Consider the following 23,665-nt stretch of genomic DNA (forward strand, 5'->3'; position numbering starts at 1 on the left):
GGGAATCGGGATCAGGCCCAGGCCGGGCCTTGCGGGAACTCGAACTGCTTGAGCGACGCGGCATGCATCTCGATGCTGTAGCCGGCGCGCTTGGGCGGCATGTAGCGGCCGTTGCGAATCACGACGGGCTCGACGAAGTGCTCGTGCAGGTGGTCCACGTACTCCAGCACGCGGCCTTCCAGCGAACCGGACACGGCGATGTAGTCGAACAGCGAGATGTGCTGCACGTACTCGCACAGCCCCACGCCGCCGGCGTGCGGGCAGACCGGGACGCCGAACTTGGCGGCCAGCAGCACGACGATCAGCACCTCGTTCAGGCCGCCCAGCCGCGCGGAATCGAGCTGGCAATAGTCGATGGCCCTGGCCTGCAGCAGCTGCTTGAACATCACGCGGTTGTGGCAGTGCTCGCCGGTGGCCACGCCGATCGGCGAGATGCGTTCGCGGATCGCCGCATGGCCGAGGATGTCGTCGGGGCTGGTGGGCTCCTCGATCCACATCGGGTCGTAGGCGGCCAGCTTGCGCATGTTCTCCACCGCGGCGTCCACTTCCCAGACCTGGTTGGCGTCCATCATCAGCTTGCGGTCCCAGCCGATCTCCTCGCGCAGGATGGCGGCGCGGCGCATGTCCTCTTCCAGGTTGCCGCCCACCTTCTGCTTGAAGTGGGTCCAGCCCTGCGCCACGCCTTCGCGGGCGAGGCGTCGCACCTTTTCCTCGGAGTAGCCGAGCCAGCCGGCCGAGGTGGTGTAGCCGGGGTAGCCCTGCTGCAGCATCTCGCGCTCGCGCGCCGCCTTGCCCGGCGCCGCGCGGCGCAGCATCGCCAGCGCCTCGTCGGGCGTCAGCGCGTCGGTGACGAAGCGGAAGTCGAGGCAGCGCACCAGCTGCTCGGGGCTCATGTCCACCAGCAGCTTCCAGACCGGCTTGCCCTCGGACTTGGCCCACAGGTCCCACACCGCGTTGACGATCGCGGCGGTGGCCAGGTGGATCACGCCCTTGTCGGGGCCGAGCCAGCGCAGCTGGCTGTCGCCGGTGATCGCGCGCCAGAAGCCGCCCATGTCGGCGGTGATCTCCTGCAGCGTGCGGCCCACGATGAAGGGCTCCAGCGACTTCACCGCCGCCACGCAGATCTCGTTGCCGCGGCCGATGGTGAAGGTCAGGCCGTGGCCCACGTGGCCGTCTTTGGCGTCGGTGTGCAGCGTCACGTACGTCGCCGAATAGTCGGGCGCCGCGTTCATGGCGTCGGAGCCGTCGAGCGATCTGGAGGTGGGGAAACGGATGTCGCGCACGGCGAGCTGGGTGATTCGGGTGGCCACGGGGTCCTTGCGTGTTCGGGAAAGGTGGAACGCAGCTTAGGGAGGGAAGCGATATGCATCCAATCGTCTTTTATGATGCTGCGATCCCCTTTCCGGAATCAGTCATGGACCGCGCTCCTGCCGCCCCGCCAGCCAACCTGTTCCGGCGGCTCAGGATCAAGAGCCGGCAGATCATGCTGCTCGACGCCCTGGATGAGCACCGCAACCTGCGCCGTGCCGCTGCCGCGATCCACACCACCCAGCCCGCCGCCACCGCGCTGCTGCAGCAGCTGGAGGAAGGGCTGGGCGTGCCGTTGTTCGAGCGCCATGCGCGCGGGATGGAGCCCACCCGTTATGGCGAGGTGATGATCCGCTACGCCCGCAGCGTGCTGCACGATTTCGAGCACGCCGGCGATGAAATGGCCGCGCTGGTGGCCGGCCAGGCGGGACTGGTGCGCATCGGGACCGTGATGGGCGCCATGCCGGTGATGCTCACCGGCGCGCTGGCGCGCTTCAAGGACGGGCACCCGAAGGTTCGCGTGACGCTGCAGGTGGACACGAGCGACCTGCTGATTCCCGGCCTGGTGCGCGGCGATCTCGACGTGGTGCTGGGACGGCTGCCCGACCAGTTCGAAGGCGGCGCGGAGCTGGAGATCGAGTCGATGGAGGGCGAACCGATGGCCGTGGTGGCGCGGCCGGGGCATCCGCTGTTCGACCGGCCGAAGCTGAAGATCGCCGACCTGGTGGCCCAGACCTGGATCCTGCACCCCACCGGAAGCCCGATGCGCCGGCGCATCGAGCAGGCGCTGCAGGAAGCGAGCATGGCGCCGCCGCCCGACATCGTGGAGACCTCGTCCATCCTCGCGACCACCGCGCTGCTGGAATCCACCGACATGATCTCGGTGGTGCCGCTGGACGTGGCGCAGCACTACGCCAACTACGGGATGCTGGCGATCCTGCCCGTGAAACTGCCGATCGCGATGGCCAAGCTGGGCGTCCTCACGCGCAAGCAGAAGGAGCTGTCGCCGGCGGTGCGGGCGTTCTTGCGGACGCTCAAGGAGAGCATCCTGGAGAGCCGGTTGGGCCGTTGACCCGGTGTTGCCGGGTCAGATCGCGTAAACCCGCTGCGCGTTCTCCACGAACAGCTTCGACCGCTCCCCTTCGCTGAACCCCTGCACGATCTGCGCGAACCCGTCGAAGATCGTCCTGAAGCTCGCGCACAGCCCATCGACGGGATAGTTGCTGCCGAACATGCAGCGGTCCACCCCGAACAGCTCGATCACTTCCAGCACCACGCGACGGTTGGCGTCGAGCCGCCAATGCCCGCCGGCTTCGCCGATGCCGCTGATCTTGATCGCCACGTTCGGACATCCGGCCATCTCTGCCAGCGCCGCTCGCCAGGCCTTCAGCCCCGCCTCGCTGCGGTCGGACGGCATGCCGGCATGGTTGATCACGATCCGCGTGTCGGGGAAGTCGCGCGCCACCCGCGCCGCCTCGTGCAGGTGCCACCAGGGCGTCTGCAGTTCGTAGTGCAGCCCGAGCGGAAGCAGCTGCGCATAGCCCTTCAGCCAAGCCCCGTCCGTCATCCCGCCCGGAGCGCCGCCGGGCGCCGGATTCGCGCGCGGCTTCTGCCGCACGCCGCGCACGAAGTCGAACTGCGCCAGTTGCTCCAGCGTGGCGGCCGCATCCGGCTGGTGCAGCCAGGCCTGCCCGATCGCTACTGACGGCAGCCCGCTCTGCTCTCGCAGCGACGCGACATAGCGCATCTCGCCGACCGGATCGCGCGGGTCCCACTCGGCCTCGACGTAGACGCTGCCGACGAGGTCGAAACCCGCGGTGTCGCGCCGGTAATCCGCCGGCAGGTAGGGGCGTTTGAGCGAAGAGTGGTCGCCGTAGCGGTGCGGCGGATGCCCGGCATCGTTCAGCCACGGGTAGTAGTGGGCTCGCGGGTCCCAGAAATGATGGTGGGCGTCGATCAGGGACAGCATGGGTCAGGCGGCCCTCACGCCGCCGAAGGAGAACGCGGGGTCCACGCGCCGCAGGCCGTTGACCAGCGGCCGGCCGAACGGCGGCGCGGAGATCTCGAAGGTGCAGGCCGCGTCCACCTTGATGCCCTCCGCGAACGACACCGTGGCCGTGCCGAAGTAGTGCACGTGCACGTCGCCCGGCACCAGGAACTGGTCGTGCTTGAAGTGGTGGAACTCGATGTTCGGGATCGAGTGCGCCATGTTTCGCTCGCCGGTGAAGAACGGTTTCTCCCAGCGGCGGCGTCCCTTGCGCGTGATGCGCGAGAGGCCTTCGATGTGCGAAGGCAGTTCGCCCAGCAGCAGCTCGGGGCCGAACGAGCTGGCCAGCAGCTTGGCCCGCGAGGCCCAGCCGCTGTTGCGCCGTTCCATGGCGTGGTCCGACAGCTCGTTGGCCAGCGCGAAGCCGACGCGGTGCGGCATGCGGTCCGCACCGATCAGGTAGATGCCGGCCAGCTCCGGCTCCTCGCTGGCATCGGTCGCGAAGCCGGCCACCGGGAAGTCCTGCCAGGGATGGACCAGCGAGTGCCCGGTGCCCTTGAAGTGCCATTCGGGCGGCGCGCCCGGCTGGCCGTCTTCGGCCCGGCCCGTGTCGAGCCCGAGCTTGAAGAGGCGCAGCGAGTCGCTCAGCTTGGCCTCGTCGGCTTCGAGCGCCCGCCGCAGCTGCTCGCGGGTGCGCTCGCTGCCCAGATGCGTGAGCCCGGACGCGCTCACCAGCAGGTGAGCGGGGTCCGGATGGTCCATCGGCACCAGCACCGCCTGGCTCTCGACCAGCGCCTCGTAGTCGACGAATTCCGCGCCGGCCAGCTCGCGCGCCAGCCTGGCGACCGGCACGTCATGCCCGATCGCGCGAGTCGCCAGCGAATGCGTCGTGTCGCAGCCCGCCAGCACCCGCACGCGAGTGGCCGATTCGACGATGCCGACCGCGCGGCCGCCCTCGGGGCGGCGGAACTGCAGGAGCCGCAGCCCGGCCATCACGCAGTCCTTACTTCAACCACTTCTCGACCACGTCGGCCGGGATGTCGGTGCCGTGGTACTTCTTGAAGATCTCGTTGAGCTTGCCGTTCTTGTGGTTGGCGCGCACCCAGTCGTTGACCCAGGCCAGCAGCTTCGCGTCGTCCTTGCGCACGCCGATGCCCAGGTCGTTTGTGCGCAGGATGAACTTCATCTCCAGGTTCCGGTTCGGCGCCTTCTGCTGCATGGTCTGGAACAGCGCGTTGGAAGTGCCCACCAGGTCGGCCTGGCCGGTCACCACCGCGGTGATCACGCCGGCGTCGTCGTCGTAGCGGACCACGGTGGCGCCCTTGGCATTGTTCGTGAGGTCCACGTCCTGCGTGGTGCTGCGGTTCACCGCCACGCTCTTGCCGGCCAGGTCGGCCATGCTCTTGACGTTGATGCCCTTGACCCCGCCGACCAGCGAGATCTGCGGGGCGTACGGCACCGAGTAGTCGATCACCTTGGCGCGCTCCGGCGTCCAGGCCAGGGTGGAGATGATGATGTCGGCCTTGCCGGTCTGCAGGTTCGGGATGCGCGTGGCGCCGACGGTGGGCACCACTTCGAGCGCCACGCCGAGGTCCTTGGCGAGCAGCACGGCGACGTCGTAGTCGGAGCCGGTCGGCTTCATGTTGGCGTCGGTCATGCCCGACGGCGGCACCGCGAGGTCGATGGACACGCGGATCTTCTTGGCGGCGCGGATGTTGTCCAGCGTGTCGGCTTGCGCGCCGAAGGCGGCGGCGGTCAGGGTGGCCAGCACCAGCGTGCGGCGGATCAGGCTCTTGGGGCTCATGGTGTCTCCAGTGGTGGTGGTGGGGGAAATCGTCGGTCAGAGGCCGTTGCCGAAGAACTGCTTGAGTTCCGCGGTCTGGGGCCGGTCGAACATCTCGCGGCCGCCCTGCTCCCAGACGCGGCCGCGATGCATGAAGATCGTGGTGTCGGCCACGTTGCGGGCGAAGGCCATCTCGTGCGTCACGAGCACCATCGTCATTCCGCCGGCGGCAAGGTCCGCCATCACCTTGAGCACCTCGCCGGTGAGCTGAGGGTCGAGCGCGGAAGTGACCTCGTCGAACAGCATCACCTGCGGCTCCATCGCGAGCGAGCGGGCGATCGCCACCCGCTGCTGCTGGCCGCCCGAGAGCTGCTCGGGATAGCTGTGCGCCTTGTCCGACAGCCCCACCTGCGCGAGCACGCGCTCGGTGATCTCCTTCGCCTCGGCCCGCGTCTTGCCTCGCGCATGGCGAGGCGCGAGAGCGATGTTCTCGGCGGCCGTCAGGTGCGGGAACAGGTTGTAGCTCTGGAACACGATGCCGACGTCGCGCCGCAGTTGCCGCAGGTCGAGCCTGGCGTCGCTGACCTCGTGGCCGCAGACGCGGATGCGGCCCTGGTCGACCTTCTCCAGCCGGTCGATGCAGCGCAGCGCCGTGCTCTTGCCCGAGCCGCTGCGGCCGATGATGGCGGTCACCTCGCCGCGGCCGACCTCGAAGCTCACGCCGTCGAGAACCTTCAGCGTCCCGAAGCTCTTGTGAACGTTCTCCAGTTGCACGACAGCGCTCATGCAGTCTCCAGTCGGGGAGCGACGACCATCAGGCGGCGCTCGAGTTTGCGGCTCCACCACGACAGTGGGAAGCAGAGAAGGAAGTACAGGCCGGCGACCAGCATGTAGACGAGGAAGGGCTCGAAGATCGAGTTGTTCACCACCTGCCCCGCGCGGGCCAGCTCGATGAAGCCGACCACCGAGGCCAGCGAGGTGTTCTTGACGATCTGCACCATGAAGCCCACGGTGGGGGGCGTGGCGATGCGCAGCGCCTGCGGCAGGACCACGAGTGCCATGCGCTGCACCCGCGACAGCGCCAGGCACTCGGCGGCTTCCCATTGCGTCCGCGGCACGGCCTGGATGCAGCCGCGCCAGATCTCGCCGATGTACGCGCTGACGTAGATGGTCATCGAGAGGCCCGCCGCGACGATGGCGGGCAGGGTGAGGCCCAGGATGCTCAGGCCGAAGTAGGCCAGGAACATCAGGATCAGCAGCGGAGTGCCCTGCACCAGCTGCACGTAGCCCATCGACACCCAGCGCAGCGGCTTGAGCGGCGAGATGCGGCACAGCGCGACCACGAAGCCGACGAGCCCGCCGCCCACGAAGGCGATCAGCGACAGCATCAGCGTCCAGCCGGCGCCCTGCAGCAGGAACTGCAGGTGGTTGGCGTTGAATGAAACGCTCACAGCGGCGTCCCCAGCTTGCGCCGGCGGGTGAACAGCGCCTGGCCCGCGGCCCAGAACAGCCCGCGCATCATCAGCGACAGCAGCAGGTAGAACACCGCGACGACCGCGTACGTCTCGAACGAGCGGAAGGTGTCCGACTGCACCCGGTTGGCGATCGCCGTCAGCTCTTCGGCCGAGATCTGCGACGTGATGGAGGTGGCCAGCATCAGCAGCACGAACTGGCTGGTGAGCGCCGGGTAGACCCGCTCCATCGCCGGCCGCAGGATCACGTGCCAGTAGACCTGCGCGCGCGACAGCGCCAGGCACTCGGCCGCCTCGATCTGGCTGCGGTGGATCGACTCGATGCCGGCTCGCATGATCTCGGTGGTGTAGGCGCCGACGTTGATCACCATCGCCAGCACCGCGGCAACGAAGGCCGGCACCTTCAGGCCGACGCTGGCCAGCCCGAAGTACACGAGGAAGATCTGCACCAGCAGCGGCGTGTTGCGGATCGCCTCGACGTAGGTGGCGCACGCGCGCGCGACGAACGCATTGCGGCTGCCGCGGCCGATGGCACACAGCGTGCCGATCAGAAGGCCCAGCAGCGTCGCCGCGAGCGACAGCTTGATCGTCAGCCAGGCGCCGTGCAGGAACAGCGGCCACTGCGCCAGCACGCTCGCGAAATCGAACTTGTACGTCACTTCGCAGGCGTGTAGAGGTTGACGATGGACGCGGTGTCGCTCATGCCGTGGCCGCGCTCCTCCACGTACTCGGTGTAGCGGCTGGTGGCCAGCTCCACCATCGGCAGCTCCAGCCCCAGGCCGCGGGCGAACGCCTGCACCGCCTTCAGGTCCTTGAGCAGCTGCCGCGCGTAGCTGCGCGGCGGATCGAACGCGCGCGCCTGCATCTGCGGATAAAGCTGCTGCAGCAGCGTGCTGTCGGCATGGCCGCCCGCCAGGCAGCGGGGCAGCTGGTCGGCCGCGATGCCCGCCTGCTCGGCCAGGCGCAGCGCTTCGGCCATCACCACGTAGCCGGCGCCGACGATGGCCTGGTTGATCATCTTGGCGGTCTGGCCCGCGCCCACCGGACCCATCAGCGTGAAGTTGGCGGCGAGGTCGTCCATCGCCGGCTTGACGACGGCGACGTCCTCCGCCGCGCCGCCCGCCATCACGGTGAGGGTGCCGGCGCGCGAAGCGAGCGGCCCGCCGGACACCGGCGCATCGATCCAGCGCATGCCGCTCGCGGCGTGGAGCTCGGCTGCCATCGCGCGGGTGCGGGCGGGATCGATGGTCGAGTGGTCCACCAGCACCTTGCCGGGGCCGGCCGACCTGGCGACGCCCTGCGGACCGAACACCACGTCATGGACGGCATCGGTGTGCAGGACGCACAGGATCACGATGTCGCTGGCGGCGGTGACGGCGGCCGGCGTCTCCGCGGCCACCGCGCCTTCGGCCACCAGCGGTGGAATGCGCTCCGGCTCCAGGTTCCAGACGGTCACGCCCCAGCCCTGCTCCAGCAGCCGCTGTGTCATCGCGGTGCCCATCAGGCCGAGCCCGATGAACCCGAGCCGCGGCCGCGGTGCGGTGCCTGCCATACGCTTGTCTCCTGTTTCGCTTGTCGAAAAGCAGGGCAAGAGTAGGGACGCAACCGATCCCGGTCCAATCGTCTATTGCGATGATCCGATCCCGGTTTCGGGATCGCTGGAGGCGGGAAAACCCGCGGAGGCGCGACCGATCCCGGTCCGGTTTCAAGCTGCCTGGGCGTGCGCCTGCAGCACGGCCAGCACGTTCCGGGCAGCGCCGACGCCCATGTTGATGTACGCATCGCCCGTCACGCCGCCGATGTGCGGGCTGAGGACGATGTCGGGCTCGCCGTGGAAGGGATGCGGCGCCGTCACGGGTTCCACGGCGAAGCTGTCCAGGCCGGCGCGGGCCACTTGTCCCGAGCGGACCGCCGCGAGCAGCGCCGCCTCGTCGATGAGCCCGCCGCGCGCGGTGTTCACCAGCATCACGCCGCGCCGGCAGGCCTGCAGCGTCTGCGCGTTCACCATCCCGCGGTTCTCGGCCGTCAGGGGACAGTGCAGCGAGATCGCGTCGGACTCGCGCCAGATCGTCTCGAGCTCCACCGGGCGGATGAACGCGGGCAGGTCCTGCGCGAAGGGATCGTGGCCGATCACCTTCATCCCCATCGCGTCGCACATGCGCGCGAAGCGTTGCCCGATGGCGCCCAGCCCGACCAGGCCGACGGTGCGGCCATGCAGCTCCACGCTCTTGTGGGTGGCCTTGTCCCAGTGGCCGGCGTGCATCCGCGCATTGAGCTGCACGACCGACTTGGCGCATGCGAGCAGCAGCGCCAGCGCCTGCTCGGCCACCGCGGCCGCGTTGGCGCCGACGGCGGCGCGCACCTCGATGCCGCGCGCCTTGGCGGCGTCCTTGTCGATGGTGTCCGTCCCGCTGCCGTGCTTGGAGATGACACGCAGCGAGGGCGCCGCATCCATCACGGCGGCCGGGATCCTCCCGTACCGGACGATGATCGCCACCGGGTCGTGCTTCTCACAGAGCGCCACGAGGTCGGATTCCTGCGGCGTCTTGCCCGCGTACACGACCTCGAAGTCCTTCAGCAGGTCCAGCGCCTGCGCGGCCAGATCGGCTCCGGTGACGAGGATGGCGCTGCGGCTCACAGCGTCTCCCCTTCCTTCAGCACGCCGGCCGTGCGCAGGGCGGCCGCCAGCCACGAGGCGCTGGTGTTGCCCTGCTTGATCTGCACGATCCGTGCGGTCTCGTCGGCCACCTTCTTGCGCGCCTGAACCAGCAGGCCTTCCACGCGCTCGCGTTCGATCACGACGATGCCGTCGGCGTCGGCCAGCACCAGGTCGCCGGAGCGCACCGTGATGCCGCCGCAGCTGACGGGATGACCGATGCGGCCGGGGACGTTCTTGGTCGGCCCGTTCGGGTTCGTGCCCACGGAGAAGACGGGATAGTCCATCTCGTCGATCTCCAGGCTGTCGCGCACCGCGCCGTCGATCACCACGCCCGCGATGCCCAGCTGCTGGCACGCGGTCATCATGATCGTGCCCATGAGCGCCGACGTCTGGTCGCCCTTGCCGTCGATCACGAGCACGTCGCCCGGCTTGGCCAGCGCGATGGCCGCATGGATCATCAGGTTGTCGCCGGGGCGCACGTCGACGGTCAGCGCCGGGCCGGCGAGTTTCATGCGCGGGCGCAGTGCGGCGATGCGGCCATGCATGGCGCCGCGGCGGCCCGCGACGTCGGCCAGGATGGCGGCCTGGAACCCGGAGGCCTGCCTGACGAGCTCCGGAGAAACGCGTTCGAAATCGCGGACGATGTCGGTGGTCATGACTGCCCTTCTCCTCAGTCGACCTTGGCGCCCGATTCCTTGACGATCTGTCCCCAGCGGGCGATGTCGTCTCGGATCAGCTTCGCGAAGTCTTCGGGGCTGCTGCCGGCCACGTCCGCGCCCTGGTCGCTCAGCTTCTTCTGCACGCCGGGATCCCTCAGGACCTTGTTGATGTCGGCGTTCAGCTTGGCGACGACGTCCTTGGGCAGGTTCGCGGGACCGAGGATGCCGAACCAGGTCACGGCCTCGAAGCCCTTGTACGTCTCGGCGATCGTCGGCACCTGGGGGAGGTCGTCCACGCGCTTGCTGGAGGTGACCGCGATCGGGCGCATCTTGCCGCTCTTGATGTGGCCGAGCAGCGTCGGGATGGAAGACACGTAGAGCTGCACCTGGCCGCTCATCACGTCGGTGGCGCCCTGCGCGGCGCCCTTGTACGGCACGTGCGTCAGCTTGACGTCGGCGGTCCTCTGGAAAGACTCGGCTGCGAGGTGCGCGACGGTCCCGTTGCCGGACGTCGCGTAGTTGATGCTGCCGGGCTTGGCCCTGGCGCCGCTCACGATGTCGGCCAGGCTCTTGTAGGGGGAGTCGGCGCCGACCACGATCACCAGCGGCGCGCTGGCCACCAGGCTCACCGGCGCCAGGTCCTTGACGGGGTCGTACGGCAGCTTGGAATAGAGCGTGGGGTTGATCGCCAGGTTGCTGGTCTGCCCCATCACCAGCGTGTAGCCATCGGCCGGGGACTTGGCCGCGGCGTCCACGCCCAGGTTGCCGCCGGAGCCGGGCTTGTTGTCCACCACGAACCGGTAGCCGGAATCGGTCAGCTTGTTGGCGACTTCGCGCGTGATGAGGTCGGTGCCGCCGCCGGCCGGGAACGGAACGATCAGACGGACGGGCTTGCTGGGCCAGGCCTGGGCCTGCACGCCGCCGGTGAGCACGGCGCCGGCGGCGAAAGCGAACAGGAAACGGCGGGAAAGCTGCATGGGGTTGTCTCCGTTGAAAGGCGCACGAACAGCGCCCGATGGACAAACTGTAGGTCCGGGTTGCGCACAGTACAATGCCGTTTCACACAGTGGACCCTGGTGCAGGATGCGCAACTCATCGACTGACGAGGCCGGCGAGCCGGCGGGCGGCGTGATCGCCGTAACGCGCGCGCTCTCCCTGATGGAGGCGTTCGAGGTGGGCGAATCCACCCTCACGCTCGCGGAGCTCAGTCGCCGCGCGGGGATGCACAAGACCACGGCCTTGCGCCTGGCGCGCACGCTGGCGCTCAGCCAGTACATGGTGCAGACCGAGGACGGGCAGTGGCGCCTCGGGCCGGCCGCGGGGTGGCTGGGTGCCCGCTACCAGGCCGGCTTCGACGTCAACAACGTGGTCGAACCCGCGCTGCACCAGCTGGTGAAGGAGACGGGTGAGAGCGCCTCCTTCTATGTGCGCGAGGGCGACATCCGCTCGTGTGTCGCGCGAGTGGAGGGCCCCCAGTCCGTCCGGCACAACGTGCGCATCGGCGAGCGGCTGCCGCTGAACAAGGGCGCGCCCGGCCGCGTCATCCTCGCCTTCAGCGGCGCCAAGGGCGAGCCGTACGAGGGCATCCGGGAGCGGGGCTACCACGTCTCGACGGGCGAGCGCGAAGCCGAAGTGTCGAGCGTGGCTGCGCCTGTCTTCGGCTTGAACTGGCGGCTGCTCGGGTCGATGTGCATCTCCGGGCCGAGTTCGCGCCTCACGAAGGCGAAGCTGGAGAAGCACGCGAAAAGCGTGATCCGTGCCGCCAACCAGTTGTCCTATGCGCTCGCGGGCAGCCGGTCGGCCGCCACGCCGGCAGCGGTTTCACGGTGGCACCCGTGACGGCCACGGGGGCCGCCACGAGCACTCCTGCAGCTTACGTTCAGGCCGCGAGCGGCATCTCGATCTCGTTCGCCGCCGGAACCGCATAGGTCAGAGGCGCGAGCGCGGTCTCGATGCGCTGGCGCTGCTCGTCGCCGATCAGGCCGAACAGCACCTGGCGGAAGCGCGGCTCCATGGCCCCTGAGACGATGTACTGCCACCGGTAGGCCTTGAGCATCTTCTCGCCGATCTGCTGGCGCTGCGAATCCGTGAACGTCGCTGCCGCCACGCTGGTGAAGTAGGCGGCGTCGGCGGCGGCCTGGCCCTGCAGGATGCCGTCGATCGCGCCCACCAGTTCGATCAGCTCGCCGACCGCGGCGGCGCGCTGAGCAGGGTCCAGCCGGGCGTCCTCGCGCCGCAGCTCCATCTCGTCGAGGATGGCGTGCTGCGACTCCTCGCGCCAGTGGAACAGGAACACGTCCTTCCACAGCTCCGACAGTCCCACCTGCGGCCCGATGCTGGCGCGGTAGTGGGCCTGCGACATCAGCTCGATGTTCAGCGTCAGCGCCAGCACGGCCCAGGTGCTTTTGCCCAGCACCACGTGCGCGACTTCGTTGGGGGCCGCCGTCTGCACATGGCCGGCGGGCATGTCCTGCGCCATCTGCGTCTCGAGCCTGCGGAACAGCTCCTGGTGCTTGATCTCCTCGTCATTCATTCGCACCATGGCCTCGAGCGCGACCTGGTCCCCGAAGACGTGATCGCGGCTGACGTCCAGCACCTTGGCGCTGATGAAGCGCTCGACCAGCCCGAACATGTACGAATAGGTCCGGCCCTGCACCTGGCTGAGCAGCCGCGCGTCGGCCGGGCTCAGGAAGGGCAGCTCCGGGGCCAGCGACAGGCCGTCGGGCATGAAGGTCTTGTCGTAGTCGAAGCGGCGGCCGCGGATGACGTCGCGCTCGATCTCCCAGCGCACGCGCTTGGAAACCTCGATGACCCGCGCATAGCGCTCGGTGGTGGTGGGGGCGTTCATGGTGCTTTCCTTTCGAAAGTCCTGGAGGTTGCGGCCCGCACTCGCCATGAGGCGGGCCGGGATGCAGTCTGGGAAGCGCCGGTAACGCGCAGGCGTCCGGCGACGCACGGTGTGTAGTGATTCCGTTGTCGCGAGGGCGCGCGTTACCTGCCGGTGACGCAGCGGAAACACGCGCGCGCCTGCCCCTTCAGTTCCCGCCGGTGTACGCTGAAGCGGCGACTGAGAACACGGATGCCGGACCTTCCCTACAGCATCGCCGCCGATCGCAACAAGGAGCCCATCCTCGCGGTCCTGCGGCAACTCCTGGGCGCGAGTGGCACGGCCCTGGAGATCGCGTCCGGAACGGGACAGCATGCCGCCTTCTTCGCGAGCGTGCTCGAAGGCTGGGACTGGCAGCCCACCGAAGCGGATCCGCAGCTGCTGCCCGCGATCGCCCTGCGCGTCGCGCAAGCCGGCCTCGCGAATGTCCGTCCGCCGTTGTTGCTCGACGTGATGGCACCCCACTGGCCTTCAGCGTCTGCGCCTTTCCCGCATCGCTTCGATGCCGTCTATTGCGCCAACATGCTTCACATCTCGCCGTGGAGCACCTGTGCTGCGCTCATGAGCGGCGCCGCGCGGCACCTGGTCGAAGGCGGGGAGCTGGTCACCTACGGTCCGTACTTCGAAGAAGGTTGTGCGGCGGCGCCCAGCAACCTGGCCTTCGATGCAAGCCTGCGGGCACGCGATCCGGCCTGGGGCATCCGGCGCGTGTCCGACGTGTCGGCACAAGCCCAGCGGGCCGGCCTGGTGCTGCTGGAGCGCCATGCGATGCCCGCAAACAACCTGCTCCTGGTCTTCCGCAAGGGTGCCCGGACTTTGCTCAACCGTGCCGCATCCAGCCAGCACGAAGCACCGTCCGGTGCGGAACCAGCAAATGGGGCGCCGCGCTGACGATCGTTCCTGCCGGTGCTCGGTGTTTCCCCGGTTGCGGGCAGCACCCCCGGCGGATTCTGATGGCGCGCCGGTGGTGCGGACCCAGGACGGGCCCGCGCCGGCCTACGCTCGGGGAGACGATGGCTTCTGTTCAGATCCGGAAGGTCGAGAAATTCTTCGGTACGGCGCACATCATCCGGGGCGTCGACATCGACATCCAGGATGGCCAGTTCACCGTGCTCGTCGGGCCGTCGGGCTGCGGCAAGTCCACGCTGCTGCGCATGATCGCGGGGCTGGAGGAGATCAGCCGCGGCGAAGTGCTGATCGGCGGCCGCGTGGTCAATTCCATGCTGCCCAAGGAGCGGGACATCGCCATGGTGTTCCAGAACTACGCGCTGTACCCGCACATGACGGTGCGCGACAACATGGCGTTCAGCCTCATGCTGGCCAAGCAGCCCAAGGCGCTGGCCGACGAGCGCGTGCGCAAGGCGGCCGGCATCCTGGGCCTGGAGGCCCTGCTCGATCGCTACCCGCGCCAGCTGTCGGGCGGCCAGCGCCAGCGCGTGGCCATGGGCCGCTGCATCGTGCGCGACCCGCAGGTGTTCCTGTTCGATGAGCCGCTGTCCAACCTGGACGCCAAGCTGCGGGTGCAGATGCGCACCGAGATCAAGGAACTGCACCAGCGCCTGAAGACCACGTCGGTGTACGTCACCCACGACCAGATCGAGGCGATGACGATGGCCGACACCATCGTGGTGATGCGCGACGGCGTGGTCGAACAGACCGGCACGCCGCTGGAGCTGTACGACCACCCCGCCAACCAGTTCGTGGCCGGCTTCATCGGCTCGCCGGCGATGAACTTCCTGCCCGGCGTGGTGCGCCGCTCCGGCGGCGCCACGCGCGTCGAGCTGGACGGGGGCCTGTCGCTTCCTGCGCCGGCCAACGCGGTATCGGCCGAGGACGGCCGCAGCGTCATCTACGGCACGCGTCCCGAGCACATGGAACTGGCCGCCGAAGGCGACGGCGTTCCGACCGAGGTCGTCGTCGTGGAGCCCACCGGCGCCGACACCCAGGTCTTCACCAAGCTCGCCGGCGTGGACATCACCAGCGTGTTCCGCGACCGCCATGCGTTCCGTCCCGGCGAGGTCATCCGCCTGCGCCCCGACGTCACGCGGGCCCACCTGTTCGACGCGGCCACCGGCGTGCGCCTGGCCGCCTGAGCACCATTCCCTTGCGCAACCCCACCAACGAAGGAGACACCATGTCTGACAACCGTCGCAAGTTCCTGAAGAAAGCCTCCGCCGGCGCCGCCGCGGTGTCGGTGCCGATGCTTTGGCCGGGCGTCGCCCAGGCGCAGTGGAACAACCAGGCGGAAAAGGGCGCGAAGCTGCGCGTCCTGCGCTGGAAGCGCTTCGTGCAGGGCGACGAGGACGCCTACATGGTCAACGTCAAGAAGTTCAGCGAGAAGTACGGCATCGACGTGCGCGTGGACAACGAGGGCTGGGAGGACGTGCGTCCCAAGGCGGCCGTGGCGGCCAACACCGGCGGCGGCCCCGACATCATCCTGTCGACCAACGACGACGCGAACCTGTACCCGGACAAGCTGCTCGACGTGACCGACCTGTCCGAGTACCTGGGCAAGAAGTACGGCGGCTGGTACCCCGGCGCGCAGGCCTACTGCCGGCCGGACGGCAAGAAGTGGATCGCCGTGCCGCTCGGCTGCGCCGGCTCGATGATCGTCTACCGCCAGGGCATGGTGAAGGCCGCCGGCTTCGACGCTTTCCCCAAGAGCACCGACGACTTCCTGAAACTGTTCAAGGCCCTGAAGGAGAAGGGCACCCCGGGCGGCATGGCGCTGGGCAACGCCACCGGCGACGGCCTGTGGTGCAACTGGCTGGTGTGGGCCTTCGGCGGCATGCTGGTCGACAAGAACAACAAGGTGGTGATCGACAGCCCCGAGACCGCCAAGGCGCTGGAGTACGGCAAGGAGCTGTACGCCACCTTCATCCCCGGCACGCTGTCGTGGCTGGACCCCAACAACAACAAGGCGTTCCTGGACGGCCAGATCTCGGTGACCAACAACGGCATCTCGATCTACTACGCCGCCAAGAACTCGCAGGAAGCCAAGGTCAAGGAGATGGCCTCTGACATCCAGCATGCCACGTACCCCGTCGGTCCGGTCGGCCAGCCGACCGAGTCGCACCTGTTCTTCAACCAGATGATCTTCAAGTACAGCAAGTACCCGAAGGCGGCCAAGGAGTTCCTGCGCTTCATGATGGAGCAGGAGCAGTTCGAGCCCTGGCTGACGGGCGCTGGCGGCTACGTGGCGCCCCCGCTGGAGGCCTACACCAAGATCCCGGTGTGGACCGCCGACCCGAAGAACACGCCCTACCGCGACGCCGTGAAGAACATGCGTCCCGCGGGCTATGCCGGCAGGCTGGGCTACGCGTCCGCCGGCGCGGGTGCGGACTTCATCATCGTCAACATGGTGGCCGAAGCCGTCAGCGGCTCCAAGTCGCCGAAGGAAGCGATGCAACGGGCGCAGCAGCGTGCCGAGCGCTATTACAAGCTCTGAGGCCCGGCCCGCCGTGCCGCCCCGGCCCGGCGTGCTGCACCGCCTCCAGAACAGCCGCAACTTCCTCGGGCTGGCATTCATGCTGCCCGCGGGAGTGCTGCTGCTGCTGTTCCTCACCTATCCGCTCGGGCTGGGCGTGTGGCTCGGCTTCACCGACACCAAGATCGGCCGCGGCGGCGAATGGATCGGGCTGCAGAACTACGAGTTCCTCTGGGGCGACAGCGTCACCCGGCTGGCCCTGTTCAACACGCTCTTCTACACGACGGTGGCCAGCGTCATCAAGTTCGGGCTCGGCCTGTGGCTGGCCATCCTGCTGAACGAACGCCTGCCCTTCCAGACCTTCTTCCGCAGCGTGATCCTGCTGCCGTACATCGTGCCCACGGCGCTGTCAGCCATCGCTTTCTGGTGGATCTACGACTCGCAGTTCTCCATCATCAGCTGGGCGCTGGTGAAGATGGGCCTGATCGACCAGTACATCGACTTCCTGGGCGACCCGTACAACGCCCGCCTCGCCACCATCGTCGCCAACATCTGGCGCGGCGTGCCGTTCGTGGCCATCACGCTGCTGGCGGGCCTGCAGACGATCTCGCCCTCGCTCTACGAAGCCGGCGCCATCGACGGCGCCAGCGGCTGGCAGCGCTTCCGCTACATCACGCTGCCGCTGCTGACGCCCATCATCGCGGTGGTGATGACGTTCTCGGTGCTCTTCACCTTCACCGACTTCCAGCTGATCTACGTGCTCACGCGCGGCGGCCCGCTCAATGCCACGCACCTGATGGCCACGCTGTCGTTCCAGCGCGCCATTTCCGGCGGCGCCCTCGGCGAAGGCGCGGCGATCGCGGTGGCGATGGTGCCGTTCCTGCTGGCGGCCATCCTCTTCAGTTACTTCGGGCTGCAGCGCCGCGCGTGGCAGCAGGGCAGCGACCAATGAAGGCGAGCGACAACGACACCCAGGGCATGGCCTACCTCGCGTCGCTGCCGCGGCGCGTGGTGACCCTCTACATCCCGCTTCTGATCTTCGTCTTCGTGCTGCTGTTCCCGTTCTACTGGATGGCGGTCACGTCGTTCAAACCGGACAACGAACTGCTCTCGCGCAGCGGCAACCCGTTCTGGGTGATCGCGCCCACCCTCGCCCACTTCAAGAAGCTGCTGTTCAACACCTCGTACCCCGAGTGGATGTGGAACACCGTGTTCGTCTCGGTGGTCGCCACCTTCGTGTCGCTGCTGGCGTCGGTGCTCGCCGCCTACGCCATCGAGAGGCTTCGGTTCCGCGGCTCGCGCCAGGTCGGCCTGTCGATCTTCCTGGCCTACCTGGTGCCGCCCTCGATCCTGTTCATCCCGCTGGCCAGCATCGTGTTCCAGCTCGGCCTGTTCGACACCAAGTGGGCGCTGATCCTCACCTACCCCACCTTCCTGATCCCGTTCTCCACCTGGCTCCTGATGGGGTACTTCCGCTCCATCCCGTTCGAGCTGGAGGAATGCGCGCTGATCGACGGCGCCAGCCGCCTGCAGATCCTGTGGAAGATCGTGCTGCCCCTGTCGGTGCCGGGCCTCATCTCGGCCGGCATCTTCGCGTTCACCCTGTCGTGGAACGAGTTCATCTACGCGCTGACCTTCGTCTCCTCGTCCGAGGTCAAGACGGTGCCCGTGGGCGTGGTCACCGAGCTGGTCGAAGGCGACGTCTACCACTGGGGTGCGCTCATGGCCGGCGCGCTGCTGGGCTCGCTGCCGGTGGCCGTCATCTACTCGTTCTTTGTCGAGTACTACGTGTCGGGCCTCACCGGCGCGGTCAAGGAATAGCGTCCACGGTCGAGTGGAACGCGGCGGGCGCTTCGTACTGGACCCAGTGCCCCGCCCCGTCCACGCGGGACATGCCCTTGAATGAAGGCGCCCGCGCGAGCAGCGCTTCCGCCTCGCCCAGGACCTCGCGATAGAGCGCATCTTCCGTGCCGTAGATGGCGTGGACGTCGCAGCGCAGCCGGGGGAGCTGCCGCAGCAGCAGGTCCGTGCGTGCGAGCTTTCGGCGGCGCATCCGGTCGCGCGCGATGTTGGATTCCTGCAGCGCGATCGCTTCCGCATCGATGCTCTGCGGCCTGTGCAGCATGAGCTTGCCCAGGTTGCCGGCATGGATCCGCGCGCGATCGCCTGCATCGGTGACGCCACGCGCCGACTCCAATCCAAGCTCCGGAACCGGCAGTCCCAGGGCTGCCGGGGCGACGAGCACCAGCCGGTCCATCTGCAGTTGCGGCCGTTCCGTGCCCAGGTAGCCCGCGACCATGCCGCCGAAGGAGAAGGCGGCCACATCGAACGGTCGCGCGCCCACCAGCTGCTGCAGGCCGTCACCAACGGCGGGCCAGGCGCCGTCGACGTCCTCCACGCCCGGCAAGGCGTCGGAGTCGCCGAACCCGGGCAGGTCCGGGACCAGGACCCGCGCTCCCGCGGCAGCGAAGTGCGGGATGTTGCGCAGCCAGTGCGTCCAGCTGCCGCTGCCCCCGTGCAGCAGCACCAGCGCCCTTCCCGCCGCGTCGCCCCATTCACGCCAGACGACGCGCGATCCATTCCAGTTCGAGTCGATCCGCGTCGCCTGCCGCAAGCAGGAGAGTGCCGAGGGCGGCAGTGCGTCCGGCTCGACCATCGTCCGTCAGTCCATCCGCACGACGATCTTGCCCAGCGCCTGGCTGCGTTCCATGCAGGCCTGGGCCGCCGGCAGCTCAGCGAACGGGAAGACCTGGTCGACCACAGGCACCAGCCTGCCGTCCGCCAGCATCGGCAACAGGTCCCGCTCGAACGCGCGCGCCGCCTGCTCGCGATGCTCCAGCTTGCGCATCTTGTTCGACACGCCGAACAGCTGCAGCCGCTTCTTGTGCACCGCGGCCAGGTCGATGCCGGCACGGACGATGCCGTCCATGTAACCGACGACCGCGAGCCGCCCCTCGAAGCCCAGGGCCTCCACGCACGCGGCGAACATCGACCCGCCGACGGTGTTCACCGCGACGTCGGCGCCGGCATCGCCCGTCGCCTGCAGCACCGCCGGCACGAAGTCGGAGGTGCGCGTCTGCAGCGCCACGTCCAGGCCCATGCCTCGCAGGCGCTCGAGCTTTTCCGCCGAGCCGGAGGTGCCGATCACGCGCGCGCCGAGCGCCTTGCCCACCTGCAGCGCGGCCACGCCCACCCCGGAGGAGACACCGGTCACGAGCAGCCATTCGCCGGCGGCCAGGCGTCCCTGGGCGATCAGGCAGTCGTGTACCGTGCCGTAGACCAGGGTGGCGCACGCGGCCTGCTCCCATGCCATTCCCGCGGGCACGGGAAAGGCTTCAACGGCCTGCATGCAACCGTGCTCGGCGAACGCCCCGTCGCACCGTCCCATGACACGGTCGCCTGCGCGGTGCGAGACCACACCCTCCCCCACGGCCGTCACTTCGCCGGCCGCCTCGAAACCCGCCGGGCGCGCAGGAGCCGATGCGGCATGCAGCCCGTGGCCGGCGATGAACTCGCCGCGGTTGAGCGAGGCCGCGCGGATGCGGATCGCCACCTGCCCCGGACCGGGCCGCGGCGGCGGAACCTCACGCAGTTCCACGGCCATGCCGTCGCCGGCCGTACGGATCCACCACGACTTCATGAGCATCTCCTCACTCCCGCTGGATCTTCGCGTCGCGGATGACGCGGGCCCATCGTTCCTGGTCGGCGCGGATCTCGGCGCCGAAGTCGTCGCCGATGGTGGGCTCCACCTCGTAGCCCGCAACGCGCAGCTTGTTCAGCAGCTCCGGATCGCGCAGCACCTGCGTCGAGGCCTGCAGCAGCCGCGCGAGCACGGGCTTGGGCGTGGCGGCCGGCGCGACGACGCCGTACCAGACCTCGTAGCGCTGCGCGACGGAACCCGTTTCGGCCAGCGTCGGCACGTCCGGTGCCTGCGGGGAACGCTTGGCACCGGTCACCGCCAGGCCACGAAGCTTGCCGGACTGAAGGTGCGGCACCATCGGTGCGAGGGTCGAGATGATGAAGTCCACCTGCCCGCCGACGGCATCGGCCATCGCCGGCGCCGAGCCCTTGTACGGCACGTTGTTCAGCTTCGCGCCCGCGTTCAGCGCGATCAGCTGCCCGAACAGGTGCGGCCCGGTGCCGACGCCGGGCGACGCATAGTTCAGCGGCCTGGTGCGCGCCAGCGCCAGCAGTTCCTGCATCGTCTTGGCCGGCACCGAGGGATGCACGGCGATCGCGACCGCGGTGCTCGCCACCTTGGCGATCGGCGTGAAGTCCCGCAGCGTGTCGTAGCGGATCTCCTTGAACATCAAGGGATTGGTCGCGAGGAACTCGTTGGCGAACAGCAGCGTGTAGCCGTCGGCCGGGCCGCGGGCCACCAGCTCGGCGCCGATGTTGCCGGACGCTCCCGGGCGGTTGTCGATGATCACGGGTTGTCCCAGGGCGGCCGAGAGCTTGTCGCCGTAGGCGCGAGCGGCCGCGTCGGCGCCGCCGCCGGCCGGGAACGGCACCACCAGCTTGATCGCGCGCTCGGGCCAGGCTTGCGCGAAAGCGGCGCCGCACAGCGCGCACGCCGCGGCGGCCAAGGCGACTCGTCGCGTCACGGGAGTCATCGAGCGGGTGTTGGGATGCATGGCTTGTCTCCTGTGCTGGTGATCGATGCGGTGGTGCTACACCACGCCAAGTTCGCGCAGCGCGCGGATCTCCTGGTCGTCGAGTCCCGCCTCGCGCAGGACCTCGTCCGTGTGTTCCCCGCAGTCGGGCGCCGCCGCCTGCACCGAGCCGGGCGTGCGTTCCAGGTGCACCGGCTGCGTGATGAAGGTGCAGGTCTTGCCGCTCGATGCCACGGCCTGGGCGGTCGCGTTCATGTGCCGCACCTGCGGGTCCTCGAACACTTGCGGCACCGTGTAGACCGGCCCGGCCGGCACGCCCGCGCGATTGAGCAGGTCCACCCAGTGCTGCACGGTTGCGGTCGCGAACACTTCCTCGATCTCCGCCGACAGCGCGGCCCTGTTGGCGATGCGGGCGGCGTCGGTGGCATAGCGTTCGTCGGCCAGCCAGCGCGTGCGGTCCAGCGCTTCGCAGAAGCGCCGCCAGTTGCCGCCGCCCGCGGCGCCGATGTTCAGGTGCCCGTCGCTCGCCCGGTACAGGCCCATCGGGCTGGCGCTCGGATGGTCGTTGCCGCATTGGACCGGCACCGCACCGTCATTCAGGTAGCGCGCGGCCTGGAAGTCCATCATCGCGATCTGCGCATGCAGCAGCGACGTGTGCACCCATTGGCCCTGGCCCGAGCGCTCGCGCTCCAGCAGCGCGGCGAAGATGCCCAGCGCCGCATACAGCCCCGCGCTCGAATCGGCCACGGCCAACCCCGCGCGCACCGGGCCTTGACCCGGAAAGCCGGTCACGGACATCAGCCCGCCCATCCCCTGGATGACCTGGTCGAACCCCGGGCGCTTCGCATACGGACCGTCCTGGCCGTAGCCGGAGATGCTGGCCAGGACGATGCGGGGATTGACGGCTCGCAGCGACTCGTAGTCGATCCCGAGCCGCGTCTTCACGTCGGGCCGCCAGTTCTCCACCACCACGTCCGCGGTCTTCACCAGCCGCTTGAACAGCGCGACCCCCTCGGGCCGCTTCAGGTTCAGGGTGAGCGAGCGCTTGTTGCGGTTGAGGTTCTGGAAGTCCCCGCCCTCGCGGCTGTCGACGAACATGTTGTCGTTGGCGTCCACGCCGGGCGGCGGCTCGACCCGGATGACGTCGGCGCCGAAGTCGGCCAGCATCCGCACGCAGGTCGGCCCTGCGCGCACCCGTGACAGATCGAGCACGCGAAACGGCGCCAGCGCCTCACCCGCTCGTATGCGCGCCATGTCAGCGCCCCTTCCAGACCGGCGCGCGGCGTTCGGCGAACGCGCGTCGGCCCTCGGCGAAGTCGTCGCTCTGCATGGTGGCCTTCTCGCGCGCCCGCAGCTGCGCGATGTCGTACTCGCCGCGCGCGAGCTCGTTCAAGGACTGCTTGAGCGTCTGCACGGCCATCGGCGCCAGCCCGGCGATGTGACGCGCCAGGGCCTCGACCCGTTCGTCCAGCTGCGCGGCCGGAACTACTTCCTGGAGATAGCCGATGCGCAGCAGCGTCTGCGCGTCGAGCGGCTCGGCCGTGAGGAAGGCGCGCTTGGCCGCGCTGACACCCAGGCGCGAGACGTAGCGCACGAGTCCGCTCGCGTAGTAGTGGATGCCCAGCGAGGCGGCCGGCATGCGCATCTCGATCCCTTCCGCACCCAGTGCCAGGTCACAGGCCAGCACGAAGTCGGTGGCGCCGCCGTAGACACTGCCGTTGAGGGCGCAGACGGTGACCGGCCGCAAGCGTTCCAGCGCTTCCACCACTTCCTCGAATCCGACCGCCGGGGGACCCGCCTCGAAGTCGGCCGTGTTGTAGCCGGCGCTGAACACCGGCCGCTCCGGCAGGACCTCGGCCGTCAGCACGACCACGCGCACCGTTGTGTCCTGGTCGATCTGGTGGAAACGATCCTTCAGGACCGCGAGGTCCTCGTTCTGCAGCCGGTTGCGGTGGGCGGGACGCGCCAGCGTGATGCGGGCGATGCCGTCCTGCACGGAGAAACGCGGCGTCTGGGAGGCTTCGGCTTGCATCGGCGCAGCATAGGGCCGCCGGGAGCGTCCATGTCGCACAATCACATTCGTGATTCAAGATCAGGATCGTGAATGCGCGAAGGCGGCGTGAAGTCGGCTCAGCGGGCGATGGAACTGCTGGAGTTCTTCGCCGACTGGCGGCGCCCGGCCAGCGTCAAGGAGATCTCGCAGTCGCTCGGCTATCCGCAGTCCAGCACCTCCATGCTGCTGAGCGCGCTGGCCGAAGCCGGCTACTACGACCACGATCCGCGCACCGCGATGTATGCGCCGAGCGTGCGCATCCTGCTGGCCGCCGAGTGGATCGGCGAGCAGCTCTTCAGCGAACAGAGCCTGCTGCGCCTGATGGAGCAGGTGCACCGCCCGACCGGCCACACCGTGATGATCGGCGCCCAGCACGGCGTGCACGTGCGCTACCTGCACGTGCTGCAGGCGACGAGGGAGGGAAGCTTCACCGCCAAGACCGGCTCGCTGCGACCGTTGTTCCGCAGCGCGACCGGCAAGATGCTGCTGACCCTGAAGACCGAACGCGAAGTCGCGCTGCTGCTGCGCCGCGCGAACGCCCTGGAAACGGACCGCAAGCTTGCGCTCGACCTGCCCGGCGTGCTGCGGGAGCGGGAGACCAACCTGCGCAACGGCTATGCGATGTCCACCGGCACGTCGGTGCCCGGCGCCGGCGCGCTGGCGATCCTGCTGCCGGTGGCGCGCGGCGCCAAGCCGATGACGCTGAGCGTGGGCGGGCCGGTCAAGGAGATCACGCGGGAGAAGACGAGGCTCCTGCGCATCCTCCACGACGCGGTGGCGCCGATGCTCAAGATCGTCTCGCAATGAGCCGCATCGG

The 23,665-nt window shown here is 68.8% G+C and carries 25 protein-coding genes; 8 read left to right on the forward strand and 17 right to left on the reverse strand.

The window, feature by feature from the left end; translation table 11 throughout:
* Positions 1–11 precede the first annotated feature (11 nt).
* A complete protein-coding gene (locus EZ313_RS15580) occupies positions 12–1,310 on the reverse strand; it encodes an L-fuconate dehydratase (RefSeq protein WP_240788662.1) in 1,299 nt (432 codons plus the stop codon).
* Positions 1,311–1,414: 104 nt separating this feature from the next.
* Here EZ313_RS15580 and EZ313_RS15585 point away from each other — a divergent pair, with 104 nt between their 5' ends.
* Positions 1,415–2,380 carry a LysR family transcriptional regulator gene (locus EZ313_RS15585; RefSeq protein WP_135264197.1) on the forward strand — a complete coding sequence of 322 codons (966 nt, stop codon included), beginning with the start codon at positions 1,415–1,417 and terminating at the stop codon, positions 2,378–2,380.
* 15 nt (positions 2,381–2,395) lie between these two features.
* Here EZ313_RS15585 and EZ313_RS15590 read toward each other — a convergent pair whose 3' ends face one another.
* The 10 genes from EZ313_RS15590 to EZ313_RS15635 all read right to left on the reverse strand — a co-directional run bounded on the left by EZ313_RS15590 (position 2,396) and on the right by EZ313_RS15635 (position 10,845).
* The gene (locus EZ313_RS15590; protein WP_135264198.1) at positions 2,396–3,277 is read right to left on the reverse strand and encodes an amidohydrolase family protein; all 882 of its coding nucleotides are present in this window, start codon (positions 3,275–3,277) and stop codon (positions 2,396–2,398) included.
* Between the two features lie 3 nt (positions 3,278–3,280).
* Positions 3,281–4,288 (reverse strand): AraD1 family protein, encoded by a 1,008-nt coding sequence (araD1, locus tag EZ313_RS15595; RefSeq protein WP_240788663.1) that lies wholly within the window; start codon positions 4,286–4,288, stop codon positions 3,281–3,283.
* A gap of 10 nt (positions 4,289–4,298) precedes the next feature.
* Positions 4,299–5,099 carry a transporter substrate-binding domain-containing protein gene (locus EZ313_RS15600; RefSeq protein ID WP_205960407.1) on the reverse strand — a complete coding sequence of 267 codons (801 nt, stop codon included), beginning with the start codon at positions 5,097–5,099 and terminating at the stop codon, positions 4,299–4,301.
* A gap of 36 nt (positions 5,100–5,135) precedes the next feature.
* On the reverse strand, positions 5,136–5,864 hold the full coding sequence (locus EZ313_RS15605; RefSeq protein ID WP_135264199.1) for an amino acid ABC transporter ATP-binding protein: 729 nt from the start codon (positions 5,862–5,864) through the stop codon (positions 5,136–5,138).
* On the reverse strand, positions 5,861–6,529 hold the full coding sequence (locus EZ313_RS15610) for an amino acid ABC transporter permease (protein ID WP_135264200.1): 669 nt from the start codon (positions 6,527–6,529) through the stop codon (positions 5,861–5,863). Before EZ313_RS15610 ends, EZ313_RS15605 begins: the two co-directional genes overlap by 4 nt.
* Entirely contained in the window at positions 6,526–7,209 is a 684-nt protein-coding gene (locus EZ313_RS15615) for an amino acid ABC transporter permease (protein WP_135264201.1), read from the reverse strand. The genes EZ313_RS15610 and EZ313_RS15615 overlap by 4 nt, the downstream gene beginning before the upstream one ends.
* Positions 7,206–8,102 carry an NAD(P)-dependent oxidoreductase gene (locus EZ313_RS15620; protein ID WP_135264202.1) on the reverse strand — a complete coding sequence of 299 codons (897 nt, stop codon included), beginning with the start codon at positions 8,100–8,102 and terminating at the stop codon, positions 7,206–7,208. Before EZ313_RS15620 ends, EZ313_RS15615 begins: the two co-directional genes overlap by 4 nt.
* Positions 8,103–8,255: 153 nt before the next feature.
* Positions 8,256–9,188 (reverse strand): NAD(P)-dependent oxidoreductase, encoded by a 933-nt coding sequence (locus EZ313_RS15625; RefSeq protein WP_135264203.1) that lies wholly within the window; start codon positions 9,186–9,188, stop codon positions 8,256–8,258.
* On the reverse strand, positions 9,185–9,865 hold the full coding sequence (locus EZ313_RS15630) for an RraA family protein (protein ID WP_135264204.1): 681 nt from the start codon (positions 9,863–9,865) through the stop codon (positions 9,185–9,187). Before EZ313_RS15630 ends, EZ313_RS15625 begins: the two co-directional genes overlap by 4 nt.
* A 14-nt stretch (positions 9,866–9,879) precedes the next feature.
* Complete coding sequence (locus tag EZ313_RS15635) at positions 9,880–10,845, reverse strand: Bug family tripartite tricarboxylate transporter substrate binding protein (RefSeq protein WP_135264205.1); 966 nt, start codon at positions 10,843–10,845, stop codon at positions 9,880–9,882.
* A gap of 106 nt (positions 10,846–10,951) precedes the next feature.
* Between EZ313_RS15635 and EZ313_RS15640 the strand changes: the two genes are divergently transcribed.
* Positions 10,952–11,707: an IclR family transcriptional regulator gene (locus tag EZ313_RS15640; protein WP_135264206.1), complete on the forward strand. Its 756-nt coding sequence runs from the start codon at positions 10,952–10,954 to the stop codon at positions 11,705–11,707.
* Positions 11,708–11,747: 40 nt separating this feature from the next.
* On the opposite strand, the gene EZ313_RS15645 is transcribed toward EZ313_RS15640, so the two are convergent.
* Positions 11,748–12,716 (reverse strand): hypothetical protein, encoded by a 969-nt coding sequence (locus EZ313_RS15645; RefSeq protein WP_135264207.1) that lies wholly within the window; start codon positions 12,714–12,716, stop codon positions 11,748–11,750.
* A gap of 231 nt (positions 12,717–12,947) precedes the next feature.
* On the opposite strand from EZ313_RS15645, the gene EZ313_RS15650 reads away from it, so the two are divergent.
* The 5 genes from EZ313_RS15650 to EZ313_RS15670 all read left to right on the forward strand — a co-directional run bounded on the left by EZ313_RS15650 (position 12,948) and on the right by EZ313_RS15670 (position 18,003).
* Positions 12,948–13,646 (forward strand): DUF938 domain-containing protein, encoded by a 699-nt coding sequence (locus EZ313_RS15650; protein WP_135264208.1) that lies wholly within the window; start codon positions 12,948–12,950, stop codon positions 13,644–13,646.
* Between the two features lie 122 nt (positions 13,647–13,768).
* Positions 13,769–14,848, forward strand: a complete 1,080-nt coding sequence (locus tag EZ313_RS15655; protein WP_135264209.1) for an ABC transporter ATP-binding protein — start codon at positions 13,769–13,771, stop codon at positions 14,846–14,848.
* 41 nt (positions 14,849–14,889) lie between these two features.
* Positions 14,890–16,203 carry an ABC transporter substrate-binding protein gene (locus tag EZ313_RS15660; protein ID WP_135264210.1) on the forward strand — a complete coding sequence of 438 codons (1,314 nt, stop codon included), beginning with the start codon at positions 14,890–14,892 and terminating at the stop codon, positions 16,201–16,203.
* A gap of 31 nt (positions 16,204–16,234) precedes the next feature.
* Positions 16,235–17,134, forward strand: a complete 900-nt coding sequence (locus EZ313_RS15665) for a carbohydrate ABC transporter permease (RefSeq protein ID WP_135264677.1) — start codon at positions 16,235–16,237, stop codon at positions 17,132–17,134.
* On the forward strand, positions 17,131–18,003 hold the full coding sequence (locus EZ313_RS15670) for a carbohydrate ABC transporter permease (RefSeq protein ID WP_135264211.1): 873 nt from the start codon (positions 17,131–17,133) through the stop codon (positions 18,001–18,003). Before EZ313_RS15665 ends, EZ313_RS15670 begins: the two co-directional genes overlap by 4 nt.
* Here EZ313_RS15670 and EZ313_RS15675 read toward each other — a convergent pair.
* From EZ313_RS15675 to EZ313_RS15695, 5 genes are read right to left on the reverse strand one after another with little or no spacing between them, the layout of a single operon-like run.
* Positions 17,993–18,838, reverse strand: coding sequence for an alpha/beta fold hydrolase (locus EZ313_RS15675; protein ID WP_135264212.1), 846 nt, complete (start codon positions 18,836–18,838; stop codon positions 17,993–17,995). The genes EZ313_RS15670 and EZ313_RS15675 overlap by 11 nt on opposite strands.
* 6 nt (positions 18,839–18,844) lie before the next feature.
* Positions 18,845–19,822, reverse strand: a complete 978-nt coding sequence (locus EZ313_RS15680; RefSeq protein ID WP_135264213.1) for a quinone oxidoreductase family protein — start codon at positions 19,820–19,822, stop codon at positions 18,845–18,847.
* Between the two features lie 10 nt (positions 19,823–19,832).
* Complete coding sequence (locus EZ313_RS15685; protein WP_135264214.1) at positions 19,833–20,816, reverse strand: tripartite tricarboxylate transporter substrate binding protein; 984 nt, start codon at positions 20,814–20,816, stop codon at positions 19,833–19,835.
* Between the two features lie 36 nt (positions 20,817–20,852).
* A complete protein-coding gene (locus tag EZ313_RS15690; RefSeq protein WP_135264215.1) occupies positions 20,853–22,049 on the reverse strand; it encodes a CaiB/BaiF CoA transferase family protein in 1,197 nt (398 codons plus the stop codon).
* A 1-nt stretch (position 22,050) separates the two neighbouring features.
* Entirely contained in the window at positions 22,051–22,827 is a 777-nt protein-coding gene (locus EZ313_RS15695) for an enoyl-CoA hydratase/isomerase family protein (protein ID WP_135264216.1), read from the reverse strand.
* Positions 22,828–22,899: 72 nt separating this feature from the next.
* Between EZ313_RS15695 and EZ313_RS15700 the strand changes: the two genes are divergently transcribed.
* A complete protein-coding gene (locus tag EZ313_RS15700) occupies positions 22,900–23,655 on the forward strand; it encodes an IclR family transcriptional regulator (protein WP_135264217.1) in 756 nt (251 codons plus the stop codon).
* Positions 23,656–23,665 lie beyond the last annotated feature (10 nt).

It is taken from the genome of Ramlibacter henchirensis, from assembly GCF_004682015.1.
GTDB lineage: Bacteria > Pseudomonadota > Gammaproteobacteria > Burkholderiales > Burkholderiaceae_C > Ramlibacter > Ramlibacter henchirensis.

What these genes read in the sequence shown, in the direction of transcription:
- EZ313_RS15585 (WP_135264197.1), top strand. Translation starts at nt 1,415, where the DNA reads ATGGACCGCGCTCCTGCCGCCCCGCCAGCCAACCTGTTCCGGCGGCTC.
- EZ313_RS15590 (WP_135264198.1), bottom strand. Translation starts at nt 3,277, where the DNA reads ATGCTGTCCCTGATCGACGCCCACCATCATTTCTGGGACCCGCGAGCC.
- araD1 (WP_240788663.1), bottom strand. Translation starts at nt 4,288, where the DNA reads ATGGCCGGGCTGCGGCTCCTGCAGTTCCGCCGCCCCGAGGGCGGCCGC.
- EZ313_RS15600 (WP_205960407.1), bottom strand. Translation starts at nt 5,099, where the DNA reads ATGAGCCCCAAGAGCCTGATCCGCCGCACGCTGGTGCTGGCCACCCTG.
- EZ313_RS15605 (WP_135264199.1), bottom strand. Translation starts at nt 5,864, where the DNA reads ATGAGCGCTGTCGTGCAACTGGAGAACGTTCACAAGAGCTTCGGGACG.
- EZ313_RS15620 (WP_135264202.1), bottom strand. Translation starts at nt 8,102, where the DNA reads ATGGCAGGCACCGCACCGCGGCCGCGGCTCGGGTTCATCGGGCTCGGC.
- EZ313_RS15630 (WP_135264204.1), bottom strand. Translation starts at nt 9,865, where the DNA reads ATGACCACCGACATCGTCCGCGATTTCGAACGCGTTTCTCCGGAGCTC.
- EZ313_RS15635 (WP_135264205.1), bottom strand. Translation starts at nt 10,845, where the DNA reads ATGCAGCTTTCCCGCCGTTTCCTGTTCGCTTTCGCCGCCGGCGCCGTG.
- EZ313_RS15640 (WP_135264206.1), top strand. Translation starts at nt 10,952, where the DNA reads ATGCGCAACTCATCGACTGACGAGGCCGGCGAGCCGGCGGGCGGCGTG.
- EZ313_RS15645 (WP_135264207.1), bottom strand. Translation starts at nt 12,716, where the DNA reads ATGAACGCCCCCACCACCACCGAGCGCTATGCGCGGGTCATCGAGGTT.
- EZ313_RS15650 (WP_135264208.1), top strand. Translation starts at nt 12,948, where the DNA reads ATGCCGGACCTTCCCTACAGCATCGCCGCCGATCGCAACAAGGAGCCC.
- EZ313_RS15655 (WP_135264209.1), top strand. Translation starts at nt 13,769, where the DNA reads ATGGCTTCTGTTCAGATCCGGAAGGTCGAGAAATTCTTCGGTACGGCG.
- EZ313_RS15660 (WP_135264210.1), top strand. Translation starts at nt 14,890, where the DNA reads ATGTCTGACAACCGTCGCAAGTTCCTGAAGAAAGCCTCCGCCGGCGCC.
- EZ313_RS15670 (WP_135264211.1), top strand. Translation starts at nt 17,131, where the DNA reads ATGAAGGCGAGCGACAACGACACCCAGGGCATGGCCTACCTCGCGTCG.
- EZ313_RS15675 (WP_135264212.1), bottom strand. Translation starts at nt 18,838, where the DNA reads ATGGTCGAGCCGGACGCACTGCCGCCCTCGGCACTCTCCTGCTTGCGG.
- EZ313_RS15680 (WP_135264213.1), bottom strand. Translation starts at nt 19,822, where the DNA reads ATGAAGTCGTGGTGGATCCGTACGGCCGGCGACGGCATGGCCGTGGAA.
- EZ313_RS15685 (WP_135264214.1), bottom strand. Translation starts at nt 20,816, where the DNA reads ATGCATCCCAACACCCGCTCGATGACTCCCGTGACGCGACGAGTCGCC.
- EZ313_RS15690 (WP_135264215.1), bottom strand. Translation starts at nt 22,049, where the DNA reads ATGGCGCGCATACGAGCGGGTGAGGCGCTGGCGCCGTTTCGCGTGCTC.
- EZ313_RS15695 (WP_135264216.1), bottom strand. Translation starts at nt 22,827, where the DNA reads ATGCAAGCCGAAGCCTCCCAGACGCCGCGTTTCTCCGTGCAGGACGGC.
- EZ313_RS15700 (WP_135264217.1), top strand. Translation starts at nt 22,900, where the DNA reads ATGCGCGAAGGCGGCGTGAAGTCGGCTCAGCGGGCGATGGAACTGCTG.